Source organism: Kribbella sp. NPDC054772, assembly GCF_053611945.1.
This window is the reverse complement of record NZ_JBSHBJ010000009.1, coordinates 86,967-99,273: the sequence shown is the minus strand read 5'-3', so window position 1 is coordinate 99,273 and position 12,307 is coordinate 86,967. Positions and strand designations below refer to the sequence as shown.

At 69.0% G+C, this 12,307-nt stretch carries 18 protein-coding genes; 8 read left to right on the top strand and 10 right to left on the bottom strand.

Going from position 1 to position 12,307, the window contains the following annotated elements:
- The first annotated feature begins 58 nt into the window (after positions 1 to 58).
- A complete protein-coding gene (locus ACWGID_RS17265) occupies positions 59 to 823 on the top strand; it encodes an IclR family transcriptional regulator (protein ID WP_452197566.1) in 765 nt (254 codons plus the stop codon).
- 145 nt (positions 824 to 968) lie between these two features.
- On the opposite strand, the gene ACWGID_RS17260 is transcribed toward ACWGID_RS17265, so the two are convergent.
- Together ACWGID_RS17260 and fgd are read right to left on the bottom strand one after the other, a co-directional pair.
- Entirely contained in the window at positions 969 to 1,547 is a 579-nt protein-coding gene (locus ACWGID_RS17260) for a GNAT family N-acetyltransferase (protein WP_452197564.1), read from the bottom strand.
- A gap of 31 nt (positions 1,548 to 1,578) precedes the next feature.
- A complete protein-coding gene (fgd, locus tag ACWGID_RS17255) occupies positions 1,579 to 2,583 on the bottom strand; it encodes a glucose-6-phosphate dehydrogenase (coenzyme-F420) (RefSeq protein WP_452197562.1) in 1,005 nt (334 codons plus the stop codon).
- 92 nt (positions 2,584 to 2,675) lie between these two features.
- Between fgd and ACWGID_RS17250 the strand changes: the two genes are divergently transcribed.
- The 3 genes from ACWGID_RS17250 (at position 2,676) to ACWGID_RS17240 (ending at position 4,747) form a co-directional block, all read left to right on the top strand.
- Positions 2,676 to 2,999: a hypothetical protein gene (locus ACWGID_RS17250; protein WP_452197560.1), complete on the top strand. Its 324-nt coding sequence runs from the start codon at positions 2,676 to 2,678 to the stop codon at positions 2,997 to 2,999.
- 371 nt (positions 3,000 to 3,370) lie between these two features.
- Positions 3,371 to 4,210, top strand: a complete 840-nt coding sequence (locus tag ACWGID_RS17245; protein ID WP_452197558.1) for a carbon-nitrogen hydrolase family protein — start codon at positions 3,371 to 3,373, stop codon at positions 4,208 to 4,210.
- A gap of 36 nt (positions 4,211 to 4,246) precedes the next feature.
- On the top strand, positions 4,247 to 4,747 hold the full coding sequence (locus tag ACWGID_RS17240; RefSeq protein ID WP_452197557.1) for a methylated-DNA--[protein]-cysteine S-methyltransferase: 501 nt from the start codon (positions 4,247 to 4,249) through the stop codon (positions 4,745 to 4,747).
- A gap of 107 nt (positions 4,748 to 4,854) precedes the next feature.
- Here ACWGID_RS17240 and ACWGID_RS17235 read toward each other — a convergent pair whose 3' ends face one another.
- Together ACWGID_RS17235 and ACWGID_RS17230 are read right to left on the bottom strand one after the other, a co-directional pair.
- Positions 4,855 to 5,298, bottom strand: a complete 444-nt coding sequence (locus ACWGID_RS17235) for a hypothetical protein (RefSeq protein ID WP_452197555.1) — start codon at positions 5,296 to 5,298, stop codon at positions 4,855 to 4,857.
- Positions 5,299 to 5,317: 19 nt separating this feature from the next.
- Positions 5,318 to 6,160 (bottom strand): DUF72 domain-containing protein, encoded by an 843-nt coding sequence (locus tag ACWGID_RS17230; RefSeq protein WP_452197553.1) that lies wholly within the window; start codon positions 6,158 to 6,160, stop codon positions 5,318 to 5,320.
- 9 nt (positions 6,161 to 6,169) lie between these two features.
- Between ACWGID_RS17230 and ACWGID_RS17225 the strand changes: the two genes are divergently transcribed.
- Positions 6,170 to 7,120: a phosphotransferase gene (locus ACWGID_RS17225; protein ID WP_452197551.1), complete on the top strand. Its 951-nt coding sequence runs from the start codon at positions 6,170 to 6,172 to the stop codon at positions 7,118 to 7,120.
- A gap of 166 nt (positions 7,121 to 7,286) precedes the next feature.
- Here ACWGID_RS17225 and ACWGID_RS17220 read toward each other — a convergent pair whose 3' ends face one another.
- From ACWGID_RS17220 to ACWGID_RS17200, 5 genes are all read right to left on the bottom strand, one after another.
- Positions 7,287 to 7,661 carry a hypothetical protein gene (locus ACWGID_RS17220; RefSeq protein ID WP_452197549.1) on the bottom strand — a complete coding sequence of 125 codons (375 nt, stop codon included), beginning with the start codon at positions 7,659 to 7,661 and terminating at the stop codon, positions 7,287 to 7,289.
- Positions 7,662 to 7,698: 37 nt separating this feature from the next.
- Positions 7,699 to 8,208 (bottom strand): hypothetical protein, encoded by a 510-nt coding sequence (locus ACWGID_RS17215; RefSeq protein WP_452197547.1) that lies wholly within the window; start codon positions 8,206 to 8,208, stop codon positions 7,699 to 7,701.
- On the bottom strand, positions 8,198 to 8,731 hold the full coding sequence (locus ACWGID_RS17210; RefSeq protein ID WP_452197546.1) for an AAA family ATPase: 534 nt from the start codon (positions 8,729 to 8,731) through the stop codon (positions 8,198 to 8,200). The genes ACWGID_RS17215 and ACWGID_RS17210 overlap by 11 nt, the downstream gene beginning before the upstream one ends.
- A gap of 4 nt (positions 8,732 to 8,735) precedes the next feature.
- Positions 8,736 to 9,149 (bottom strand): hypothetical protein, encoded by a 414-nt coding sequence (locus ACWGID_RS17205; protein WP_452197544.1) that lies wholly within the window; start codon positions 9,147 to 9,149, stop codon positions 8,736 to 8,738.
- A 120-nt stretch (positions 9,150 to 9,269) separates the two neighbouring features.
- Positions 9,270 to 9,710: a hypothetical protein gene (locus ACWGID_RS17200; protein ID WP_452197542.1), complete on the bottom strand. Its 441-nt coding sequence runs from the start codon at positions 9,708 to 9,710 to the stop codon at positions 9,270 to 9,272.
- Between the two features lie 109 nt (positions 9,711 to 9,819).
- Between ACWGID_RS17200 and ACWGID_RS17195 the strand changes: the two genes are divergently transcribed.
- The 3 genes from ACWGID_RS17195 to ACWGID_RS17185 all read left to right on the top strand — a co-directional run bounded on the left by ACWGID_RS17195 (position 9,820) and on the right by ACWGID_RS17185 (position 11,501).
- Complete coding sequence (locus ACWGID_RS17195; protein WP_452197540.1) at positions 9,820 to 10,164, top strand: ClpX C4-type zinc finger protein; 345 nt, start codon at positions 9,820 to 9,822, stop codon at positions 10,162 to 10,164.
- On the top strand, positions 10,161 to 10,757 hold the full coding sequence (locus tag ACWGID_RS17190; protein ID WP_452197538.1) for a histidine phosphatase family protein: 597 nt from the start codon (positions 10,161 to 10,163) through the stop codon (positions 10,755 to 10,757). The genes ACWGID_RS17195 and ACWGID_RS17190 overlap by 4 nt, the downstream gene beginning before the upstream one ends.
- 66 nt (positions 10,758 to 10,823) lie before the next feature.
- Complete coding sequence (locus tag ACWGID_RS17185; RefSeq protein ID WP_452197536.1) at positions 10,824 to 11,501, top strand: hypothetical protein; 678 nt, start codon at positions 10,824 to 10,826, stop codon at positions 11,499 to 11,501.
- Positions 11,502 to 11,509: 8 nt separating this feature from the next.
- Here the strand turns inward: ACWGID_RS17185 and ACWGID_RS17180 are convergent, their stop codons facing one another.
- Complete coding sequence (locus ACWGID_RS17180) at positions 11,510 to 12,289, bottom strand: alpha/beta fold hydrolase (protein ID WP_452197534.1); 780 nt, start codon at positions 12,287 to 12,289, stop codon at positions 11,510 to 11,512.
- Positions 12,290 to 12,307 lie beyond the last annotated feature (18 nt).

Genomic DNA, 12,307 nt, shown 5'->3' with positions numbered 1-12,307 from the left:
AAGCATTCGCGCTTCCGGGATCTGGCGCTAAACTTCCGTCATCCGGAAAGGGGCTTCAATGGCGGAGACGAACGGCGGCAAGCCGCGCACCGGCAGCGTGCAGTCGATCGAGCGTGCGTTCGGGCTGCTCGAGACGATGGCCGACGCGGGCGGGATGATGGGCCTGTCCCAGCTGGCCACGGCCTCCGGCCTGCCGCTGCCGACGATCCACCGGCTGGTCCGGACCCTGGTCGACCTCGGGTACCTGCGCCAGGAGCCGTCGCGCCAGTACGTGCTCGGGCCGAAGCTGATCCGGCTCGGGGAGAGTTCGTCGCACATGCTCAGTGTGTTCGCCCGGCCGCATCTGGCCCACCTGGTCGACGAGCTCGGCGAGTCCGCGAACATGGCGATGCTCGACGGCGACCAGATCGTGTACCTCGCGCAGGTCCCGTCCCGGCACTCCATGCGGATGTTCACCGAGGTCGGCCGCCGGGTCCTCCCACACTGCACCGCGGTCGGCAAGGCGATCCTCGCCCAGTTCCCGGACGCCGAGGTCCGCGAACTCCTGCACCGCACCGGCATGCCCCAGCACACCGGCAACACGCTCACCACCCCCGAAGCCTTCACCACCCAGCTCCATCAGGCGGCCGACAGCGGCTACGCGACCGACGAAGGCGAACAGGAGGTCGGCGTCCGCTGCGTCGCGGTCGCCGTCCCCGACGCCCCCACCCACCTCGCCATCTCCATCTCCGGCCCCGCCGGCCGCATGACCGAAGACCTCGTAGAACGCGCCGTCCCCCTCCTAACCCAAGCCGCCAAGTCCCTCTCCGAAGACCTGCACTAAACCCGCCTGTTGGTGGGGCCTGAGACAGGTAGTGGTGGGGTGGGACCTGTTATTGCCTGTTCCAGGTCCCTGGTGCAGGTCTCAGGTCCCGAGTTGTGGCGCGGGGGCGCGTCGCGCGAGGCAGGTGCGTGTGGGTGAGGGCGGGCTACTGGGGGGCGTAGGTTCGCCACTGTTCTGTGAGTTTGTAGCCGAGGGACTGGTTGGTTTGGAGGCTGGCCTGGTTGGCGGCGGCTCCGCCGGTGCTGAAGCGGGTGATGCCGATGTCGAGGAAGGCGAGGATCGACGCCGCCTTGACGGCTTGGGCGACCCCGCGGCGGCGGTGGGTGGTCAGCACCGACGTGAAGGCGGTGTCGCCGTAGCCGTCGTGGTCGCGGATCACGGTGGCGCCGACCAGCCGGTGGCCGTCGAAGGCTCCGAAGACCCGGTGCTCGGGCCAGAGCGCCTGGACGTCGGCGAGCTCACCGACCACCCGATGCGTCGCCGGCGTGTACGGATAGTCCTCCTCGTTCGCCTTCTCCAGCGCGTGCAGGACCGGAGCCGACTCGGGCCCCAACTCCCGAACAGTCAGTCCGCCGGCGCTCACCCGGCGTACGGCGGACTCCAGCAGCTCGCGGTCCGGGTCGAACAACCGCACGGCCCAGGACTCCCCGACCACGCGGTAGCCGGCTGCTTCGAGCTCGGCGCACCGCGGGTCGTCATCGCGAACGATCTGAAAGTCGGGCACCTGCCGATTGTCCGGCGCCCGACCGTCAGGCTCAAGACAGTTTGCGCAGCAACGGCAGAACGTCTTCGGTGAACTGGGTCAGGAACCGCTCCTGATCCTGCCCCGGACCGTGGACGACGAAGTGGTTGAACCCCGCGTCGACGTACGGCTGGAACTGCTTCACGACCTCCTCGGGGTCGGACGCCACGATCCACCGCTTCGCGACCTGCTCGATCGGCAGTTCGTCGGCGAGCCGCTCCATCTCGGTCGCACTCGTCACGCTGTGCTTCTGCTCCGGCGTTAGCGACAGCGGCGCCCAGAACCGGGTGTTCTCCAGCGCGGCCGCCGGGTCGCGGTCGTAGGAGACCTTGACCTCGAGCATCCGGTCGATGTCCTCGAACTTCTTCCCGGCCTTCTCCGCGCCCTCCTTCACGGCGGGGATCAGCTTGTCGGTGTAGAGCTCCATGCCCTTGCCGGACGTCGCGATGAACCCGTCGCCCGCGCGGCCGGCGTACTTCGCGACCAGCGGCCCGCCCGCGGCGACGTACACCTTCAGCGGGGTCTCGGGGCGGTCGTAGATGAACGCGTCAACGGTCTTGTAGTACGGGCCTTCGGAGCTGACGCCGTCCTTCGTCCACAGGTCGCGGATCAGCTGCACGGCCTCCCGCAGCCGGGCGAACCGCTCCTTGAACTCGGGCCACTCCATCCCCGACACCGCGATCTCGTTCAGCGCCTCGCCGGTGCCGACGCCGAGCATCACGCGGCCCGGGTACAGCTCGCCGAGCGTGGCGAACGCCTGCGCGATCACGGCCGGGTTGTACCGGAACGTCGGCGTCAGCACCGACGTACCGAGCAGCACCCGGTTGGTCCGCTCACCGACCGCCGCCATCCAGGCCAGCGCGAACGGTGCGTGACCGCCCTCGTGCCGCCACGGCAGGAAGTGGTCCGACACGGTCACACTGTCGAGCCCGAGCTCCTCGGCCCGGACGGAGTACTCCACCAGGTCCCGCGGCCCGAACTGCTCCGCCGACGCCTTGTACCCGACTCGAATGCTCACCCTCTGCTCCCAACGTCATCTTCGCGTACTCCCCATGACAACCGCGTCACGGTCTGACTTTATGCCGCCCGAGGTCGCTACCATCGAGGGCTGTGTACGCCAACGACGCACGAGTGCTGGGCCTGATCGGTACGACGTTCCGCGCGGCCGGACTGCCGGCGATCCGCGTGACGGTGCCGGCCGCCCTCGCCGAGCAGGCCGTCTCCGCCTGGGAGCACGACGACACGAGCACCCCGGCGGGTCCTGAGGACACGTTCGCACGCCTGCAGCGGCAGCGTGCCGGGGCGCTCGCGCTGATCGGTCTGTCGATCACCGAGACCGGGAAACTGGACTCCGACGGGAACACGGTAGTCGATCTCAACCCGGAGCTGATCGGAGTCGCCATGGACGCCGCGGACGATGTCCTGCGCCGCTGACGCACGGGCCTGAGCTGACTCGCGGGCCGCTGACGCACGGACCCGAGACGACTCGCGACAAGCGCCGCGAGGCTGATTGACTCGGCCGAGCGGCTCGGCGAGGATGTGGGTCCGGCGCGGCCCGCGCCTCACCTTCGTCGACCGGCCCCAGCTCGGTCACAACGAGAAGGCAAAGGGACTTCCTGTCTCGGGCCGCTCGTCCTGGTCAGTCGCCTCGGACGGATCGCTGGGGGATCGCGTGCGAGTGCGTGGAAGGCCAGATGACAGCGCACAGGAACTTCAAACAGCGGGTTCGCGCCCGCGCCGCCAAAACCGGCGAGTCCTACACGACTGCCCTCCGGCACTTCCGTCCGACTCCGACAGGAGAAGACATGCCGGAAGAAACGACATTGCGGTTCGCCGTCGCCCAGACGTCGATGCACCGCGACCCGACGAACGCCGACGAGCTCCGCGAGGCCGGTGCCGAGATCCGCGACTTCATCCGCCAGGCCGCCGCGGCTGGGGCCCGTCTGGTGCACTTCACCGAGGGCGCGATCTGCTTCCCGAGCAAGCAGGTGCTGTCCGAGCTCGGCCCGGAGGAGATCGGCGCGTCCGACTGGTCCAAGGCCGAGTGGTCGGTGCTGCAGTCCGAGCTCGACAAGATCAACGCGCTCGCCGCCGAGCTCGGGATCTGGGTGGTGATCCCCTCGGTGCACCAGCAGCCGGAGGGTCGCCCGTACAACAGCATGTATGTCGTGTCCGACCAGGGGAAAGTGGTCGCACGGTACGACGAGCGCACGCTGTCGACAACCAAGGTCACGTGGATGTACTCGGCGGGCAAGAAGCCGGTGACGTTCGACGTGGACGGGTTCCGGTTCGGGCTCGCGCTCGGGCTGGACGTGCTGTTCCCGGAGTTGTTCACGGAGTACGACCAGCTCGGCGCCGACGGCGTGCTGGTGTCGTACGCGACGCACGGAGTCTCGCACCACGAGCACGTGGGGGTGCAGGCCCGTGGGTGCGCTGTGAACAACACCTGCTGGATCAGCTTCGCCGTGCCGGCCAACCCGGACGACGGGCTGACCTCCGGGGTGGTCGACCCTCGCGGTGAGTGGGTGGCTCAGGTGCCGAGGGAGGGATCACCAGAGCTGGCCGTGACCGATCTGCATCACGTCGAGGCGACGCAGGTCGGGCGGGCGTTCCGGCAGCGGACCCGGGAGCGGATCGGGTCGTAGGACTCACACGTCCGGGTGTTGCCGCGTTCTATCGGTATGAACAGGCATGCGGTGGTCAGCACCCGGATCGGGGAGCTCACGGTGGTGGTGTCGGGGGACGTGCTGGTCGGCGTCTACTTTCCGCACCACTGGGTGAAGCCGACGGTTGAGACGCTGGGTGAGCGGGTCGAGTCGACCGACCCGCTCATCACGCTCGTCGTCGAGCAGTTGGAGGAGTACTTCGCCGGTCGGCGGGTGTCGTTCGACCTGCCGACCCGGCTGGCGGGTGACGAGTTCCAGCGTCGGGTGTGGACTGTGCTCGAGGAGATCCCGTACGGCGAGACCACGACGTACGGCGAGATCGCGGCGCGGCTCGGGGAGCCGGCCCAGATGGCGCAGGCGGTGGGGAAGGCGGTCGGGCAGAACCCGTTGTCGATCGTGATCCCGTGCCACCGGGTGATCGGGAAGAACGGGTCGCTCACCGGGTACGCGGGCGGGCTCAAGCGGAAGCAGTTCCTGCTCGACATCGAGCAGCCGGTCGGAGCGCGGCTGTTCTGACCGGACCTCCGCCACTCACCAACTCGCGCGGGCGGGCCCCGGCTGACCGTCGGCGAGCGTGCCGCAGGACCGCGGGTCGCGGTTGGTGAGTGGTGGAGGTCCGCCCGTCAGCTCAGGTCGCCGACCTGCTCGGCGTACCAGTCCAGCTCGGTGAGGTGCTCCGCGATCTGGCGAAGTGTCCAGTTGGGGCTGCGGTCCTTGTCCCACTCGGCCGGGTCGAGGGCGGCGTACCGAAGAGTGAACGTGCGGCCGAGTCGGCAGAGGCGCTGCTCGGCCTCGCGGACGTCCTCGGGGGCGAACGGCGCGAGGTCGGCGGCCGACAGCAGCGCACTCGCGTGCCACTCGTCGGGCTGCGTCGGAACGCCGGCCAGCAGCGCCTCGACCTCGGCCAGGTGATCGATCATGTGATCGGCGATCCGGCGGACCGCCTTGTGCGGCGTGAAGGTCCGACCGTCGTCGGAAATCCGCGGTACGCCGTCCCACGCCGGCCAGGTGACGACCAGCTTCAGCGACCGTTCCAACGCTTGCTCGACGAGCTCTCCAGGGTTCATGCCGCTGACGCTAAGGCCGTCATGCTTCGGTCGCGGCCGAACCGATCCCGAGGCGGCCGGCCAACCGCTCCGCGTCGTACGGCGCGTGCACCTTCACGTCGTTGTCGAAGTACACATAGGTGTCGCATTTCCAGGAGCGGATCTTGCGCGCCCAGCGGTCGAGCGACTTGTCGTCGTACCCGCTGACGTAGAGCTCCTCGGCGCCGTGCAGCCGGACATACGCGAAGCCGGCGGTCACGTCGTCGAACATCGGCCATTTGCCGGCCGTGTCCGCGCAGACCACGGCGATGTCATGCGCCCTCGCCAGCTCGACGAAGTCCTGCGTCTTGAAGCTGTCGTGCCGTACTTCGATCGCGTGCCGGAGCGGGATGTCGACCTTCGCCTCGAGCAGCGCGCGGTTCTTCATCCGCTCGTCGTGACCTTTGGCGAGCTCGGCCGCCGCGACCGTGGTGCGTGGCAACTGCGCGAAGAACGCCGCGCAGCGATCGGCGTCGTACTGGAAGTTCGGCGGTAGTTGCCAGAGGACCGGGCCGAGTTTGTTGCCCAGAGCAAGGATACCCGAGGCGAAGAAGTTCGCCAGCGGAGCGTCCACGTCGGCCAGTCGCTTCAGGTGCGTGACGAAGCGCGGTCCCTTGACCGAGAAGACGAAGCCGTCGGGAGTCTCGTCGTACCAGCGTTGATAGGACGTCGGGCGTTGGAGCGCGTAGAAGGATCCGTTGAGCTCGATCGAGTTCAGGCGGTGGGACGCGTACTCGAGCTCGGCGCGCTGCGGGAGGCCCTCGGGGTAGTACACCTTGCGCCACGGCGGATAGCGCCAGCCGGAGATCCCGACTCGGTACGGGGTGTCCGGCCACTGTGCCATCCTCCGATTATGACCTTGAAGATCGACCGCGGTTCCTATCCGGAGGCGCAGACCCCCTGGGAGGAACCGGCGTGGCGAGCGGCGGCGCTCGACTGGCTGGACCGGGAGCTGGCGGCGCTCGGCGTCGGCGAGACCGGTCCGCGGCGGGTCCGGCTCCGGCCGTGGTCGGTGATCATCCGGGTCGAGGCGGAGCGACCGGTGTGGTTCAAGGCGGCGTCACCCGGGAGCGCCTTCGAGCCCGCGCTCGCCGAGGCACTCGCCCGATGGACGCCCGGGCAGGTGCTCACGCCGTACGCCGTCGACACCGCCCGCGGCTGGTCACTGCTGCCGGACGGCGGGCCGATGCTTCGCACCCAGCCGGTGGATGTTCGGCACTGGTTCGAGGTCTTACCGCAGTACGCCGAGTTGCAGCGGGGTCTCGTCGCGCGGGCGGGGGATTTGCTGGCGCTCGGCGTACCTGATGCGCGAGTTGCGGCGCTGCCACGTCTCTTCGATGCCACGTTGGACGGCAACCGGAGTCTGAGCGGGGCGGATCGGGAGCGGTTGCGGCGGTTCCGGCCGCGGTTGGTGGCGTGGTGCGAGGAGTTCGCGGAGATCGGCGTACCGGATTCGCTGGATCATGCGGATCTGCATGATGGTCAGATCCTGGTCGCGGGAGCCGGGCGGTACACGTTCTTCGACTGGGGTGACGCGAACGTGGGTCATCCGTTCTGCAGCCTGCTGGTCGCGCTCGACCGGGCGGCCGAGGAGCACGGCGCGGACGTCGTCTCGCGGTTGGAGGACGCGTATCTCGAGCCGTGGACGGCGGACGGGTACGCGTTGCCGGAGCTGCGGCGGGCAGCCGAGCTCGCCCGGCGCCTCGGTCAGCTGACCCGCGCGGGCTCATGGGGCCGCCTCTTCCCGGCCGCCGCCACCATCGGCGACCCGGAACGCGCGGCTGCCCTGCTGCGAATGATCTAGACGCGGGCGGTTCAGGTTCCGCAGCGGCCGGAAGCCGCGGGTGCCGGACCTCCAGGCCATCACAATCGCCGGAACCGCGCGCGCTCACGCCTGGCCAGGCAGCCGACGGCCGATTGTGATGGCCTGGAGAAACGGCCGCCGGTCCGGGCGCGCAATCGGCCGCGGATCAGGTCGGGATCCAGGCTGGCCACCACGGAGGGACGTTGCCCGGGCAGATCCCGGGTGAGGAGGCCGGGGTGCCTTGCCACGAGAACAGGGCGAGGTCGGCGATCGCGAGCGCGATGGCGGCCGCGACGAGCGAGAACAGGAACGCTTTCCCGGCGTACCGGAAGACCACGGTGAACAGCACCAGGTTGACGATCAACGCGAGCGGCAGGCCGAGGAACAGCAGCGTCAGCCCGTTCGGCATGCTCCCGGCGATGTCCACGCGGCACGCCTTCCACGCCCGCGACGTGATCACCACGAGCCCGAACGCCGACCCGCCACCGACCACCACGGCAAGGAACGACTCCCCCTTGCTCCCCTTCGCAGCAAACGCCATGGGGATCACGGTAAGTGATCCACCAGCCCACTTCACCTCACCCGGCGCGGCCCGCCTCGAGCGGGTGCAGATCAACCGGAGTGAGCACCCACCGGAACCCGTACTTCGGCGTTGCGGTGCGGTCCACTTTGCCCGGCGCGAAGTACTCGTCGACCAGACTCAACAACCGCTCGTGAAACTCCGCCACCCGCTCCCCCGGCACCCGACCCGCATGCTCTCCACTGTCCTGCACGAAGCCGGTGCCGAACATCCCGGCCGCCACATCCGCATAGGCCTGCACGTAGTCCTGCACGCTCGACCCGGGCAGGTCGGTCTGCGGGCCACGCTCAGGCGCCGGCGTCCGTGCGAGCTCCGCGCCGGCTGGGGTACGACGCCATACGCCGGCATCCTCTTCGACCCGGCCGGTGTCGCGGAGCCTTCCGAGGTACCAGAGGACGCGCGCGTCGGTCACCTCGAGCGCGTCGGCGAGCTCAGTCAGCGACTGCGGCACTTGCAGCAAATCGACGATCCCGCGCGGTAGGTCGGACGCTTCCCAGTCATTGATCATGTGAGGGAGTCTGCCCGGCGAGGGTGGTCAGGATCAGGTCGGCGACTTCGGGGATCGTGCCGGTCGCGTCGACCAGGAGGGCGCCGTACCGCGCGTTGTCGGCGTCGACGTTGGCGTGCCAGGCGAGGACGCACTCCAACTCGGCAGGGCTCGAACCGAACCCGCCGGACCGACCCGCGAGTCGCCGGCGCAACGTCGTCGCGTCGACGCTCAGGCTCACGACCGCATCGAACAGGTCCCAGATCTCGCCCTCGTTCCCCACCGTCCCGCAGACGAACGTCAGGCCACCGGCCGCACCCGCGACCCGCCGTACGGTGTCCACCGGCAACCGATACGTATGCTCCGCGAACCACGCGTCATCCCGGTACGACGGCATGCTCACTTCAATGCCCGACCCGTTGTCGAACCACCGCGCGAGGCGGTCGCCATCGACGTCGAAAACGCCGTACCCCCGCCGCCGCAGCTCATCCCCGACCGCGGTCTTCCCGACCCCCGACGAGCCGTTGACCAGCACCAATCCCATGCGTCTAGATCACCGCAGTGGGAATGGAGATCTCGCGCCGGCAGGCAGGACAGGTGGTGCGGCCGAGGAGGTACGGGATCTGCGCCGCGACCTCCCGGCGGCCATGCCGGTCCGCGAGTTCGAGCATCCGGCTTCCACGGGCATCGCCGGGCTCGACCGTGGTGGGCCGCTCGTCGCCCCACGTGCCGGTCGTGAACTCGTCCAGCGACAGCAGCAGATCCTCAGCACAGTTCGGGCACTGCAGCGACAGTTCGCCGGCCGCGATGCTGTCCAGATTCCGTTGCCACACGCCCCCATCCTCGAAAGCCAGCAACGCCTGCAGCGCGTAGACGAACTCGGTGTCGGACTCCGCCAGAGCGAGATTCCGCTCCGCGAGATCCCGCAGTACGCCGATCTCGCGCGCGTACTGCCGCCGCACATCACCCGCGTCCCGGGGCCTGTCGACCGACGACACGATCGCGGCGGCCAGGGGAGCGCCGCGACGTACCCCGCCGGTCCGTACGCGTCGTCGTACGACGCCCAGTTCACCACGTCAATGTCATTTCGGGGCCGGGGGCAACCACAGGATGGTGGTTGACTGCTCGGGATCGTCCGGGTGGTGCGGCACGACGACGACCTGGTCCTCGTCCTCGTAGATCACCCGGCCGGGCGCGGCCGAGGTGTAGCGCTCGCACGGAAGGTTGTGTGCGGCAAGGATCGCCAGGTACTGCGGGATCGGCTCGAACAACCGCACGGCCGACGGCTTGAACCAGGCCGCCGCGTGCGGGTTGACGTCCCGGTCGTACACCGCCGGGTCGACGGTCGAGGGATTCAGGTACGCCGCGTCGTACCAGGCATTCGTCGTACGCCGGAATTCCTCCTCCGCCGCGCTCAACATCCCGCGGTGCCCCAGCGTGTTCACCAGCCCGAAGATCCCGATCCGCCGCCCGCGCCGATCCGGAACCGGACTCTGATACCTCACATACCCCTCAGCGTTCACGCGCCGATTCTGCCCCGCCAGCGGCCGACCGAGTCCTTGACCTTCGCTTCGCGTCAGGGCTAGCCTGACAAGTGTGTCAGGGTGGGCCTGACAGAAGTGGAGGAGAGTGATGGCTGACAACGTGTTGCGGTGTTCGTTCTGCGGGAAGGTGCGGGACGAGGTGCAGCAGCTGATCGCCGGGCCGGGGGTCTTCATCTGCAACGAGTGCGTGGGGCTGTGCGAACGCGTGCTGACCGACCAGCCGATCCCGACTTTCCCGCCGTTGGACGGGAAGAGCGACGACGAGTTGCTGGCCGACGTGGCGCGACTCGACGCCTCCCGCGGGCAGGTGGAACTGGCCGTGCAGGACCGCGTGCAACGGCTCCGCTCCCGCTCCGTCACGTGGGCGCGCATCGGCGAAGCGCTCGGGGTCAGCCGGCAGTCCGCGTGGGAACGCTTCTCGGGGGAGGAGTGACGCGGGTACTGCTGGTTCGGCATGGCGCTGTCGACGGCGAGCAACTCGACGCCGAGGGTTGGTGGGGTCCGGCGAGGGACTTCGCGCCGTTGTCGACGGTTGGGGCCGAGCAAGCGCGGCAGGTCGGCCGGCGACTCCGCGGCAGTGGGGCGCGGCGGATCGTCGCCTCGCCGATGACCCGGGCGCTGCAGACCGCGAGCCTGATCGCCGCGGAGACGCAGCTCCCGCTGACCGCGGTCGAGGTCGACCTGCGCGAATGGCTCCCGGACTCGACGCTGTCCTGGCGCTCGGCCGAGGCCTTCGCCGCTGCGGACGACTTCCATCGACACGACGGCGAGTGGCCGGCCGGCGAAACGCGGACGTGGGAACCACAGTCCTCGGTACGCCGACGCGCGCTCGACGCGCTACACCGCCAGGCCGCCCTCGACGCCGACCCCTTCATCGCCGTCTGCCACGGCATGCTGATCGAGTCCCTCACCGAGCAGCAGGGCATCGAGCACTGCGGCATACGAGAGATCAACCTGAACCACGTCGTACGGCGGGACGCGGTTCCGTTCCTGCCTCACGCAGCGGGTCCGGCTCCGAAACGGTGAGCGCTCGCCACCGACCTCAGGTATTTCCATGGATTCTGCCTTCCACGACCGCCTAAGGTCCTCGGCGTGAACAGTCCGCCCGCACCCCGACTGGCCGCGATCCGCGACCGCTGGTTGAGCGCTGCAACGACTGACCTCCGCAACGACCCGCTCGTACTCGGCGCCGCCCTGACCGGATCGTTGGGCGCCGACCGAGCCGACGACTGGAGCGACGTGGACCTGCTCGTCGTCGTCAACGACGCCCACTTGAACAGCCACGCGACCGCTAACCATCTCCCGCCCGGCGATCGGACCTTCACCATCGACGCCCGCCACAACGGCCCACTCGGCACTCGGGCGCTCAGCGCGCAGTACGTCGTCGACGGTCTACCGCTGTGGGTCGACTGGCACGTCGTCCCACTCTCCCTCGCGACCTGGCCGCCCGAGAGCACCGTCCTGTTCGACCGCCACGGCATCCCTCAAGCTCGAACCACCCACGACCACCACGAGCCGCCGACCCCCAAAACCCCGGAGGAAGAGGCGGCCCTCCGACTCGCCCTAATCCCAATCGCCGGCAAGCAGGTAGCCCGCCACTCGCCAGCAGCCGCACAAACCATCCACTTCCTCACCGGCACTCCCCTCCCCGAAGCCGATCGCAGCACTCAACTGGCCGCGCTCCGCGAACTCCTCCCCCAGCTCCCCGATGCCAAGACGCGCGCAGCCACCAGCGCATACCTCGACCTCGTCGAGGAAACCCTTCACTGACTGCAGAGCTACCCGAGGAAGTCTGCAATCTCGGTGATGTAGCGGTCGGGTTCCTCGACGTTGGGGAAGTGGGCGCTGTTGTCGAACACCCGGAGGACGGCACGCGGCAGACGGGTGACCAGGTCGCGGCAGGCGTCGACGCCTGCATTGCGATCCCACAAACCGACCAGCACCAGCACGGGAAGGTCGAGGCCGGCCAGTTCGTCGACGAGTGGCACCGGCCGCGACGGCTGCTTGGCAAGCGCTGCGGACATGTCACCTGTGTTGACGAGCCCGCTCTCTTCCCACAGCCCGCGCACGAGCTTCGCGGTCGCGGACTGGTGGAAGAGGAAACGGTCGGTTGTCTCCCGATCGGCAACATCCCAGACCGCGCGTGGCCCCGACCTGGCGACCGCAGCCCGGATCGCCGTACGCATGTCGTCATTCGCGGCGACTGCCTCGAAGCCGGCTGCCCACGGCGACGGCGTGAGCGGCCCAGCCAGACCGGTGCCCTGAATGATCAGGCGGTCGACGCGTTCTGGGTAGGCGACGGCATACTCCGCCGCGAGATCGCCGCCGAACGAGATCCCCAGCAAGACCATCCGCGGTACGTCGAGGTGCCGTGGACGACGACCAGCGGTGTCCCCGCCCGTAGATCGCCCACGACACGGACCCAGTGCCGAATGCCGTTGAGCACCACACCTGACTCGCCCATCGTCGCAGTCTGCCCGAGCCGCGGCGTAGCGGTAAGTCCGGTGACCTGTGGTGGGTCGGGTTGCTAGGTTCGCGAGGGTGAATGCACCGAGCAATGACGGGTTGATTGAGGC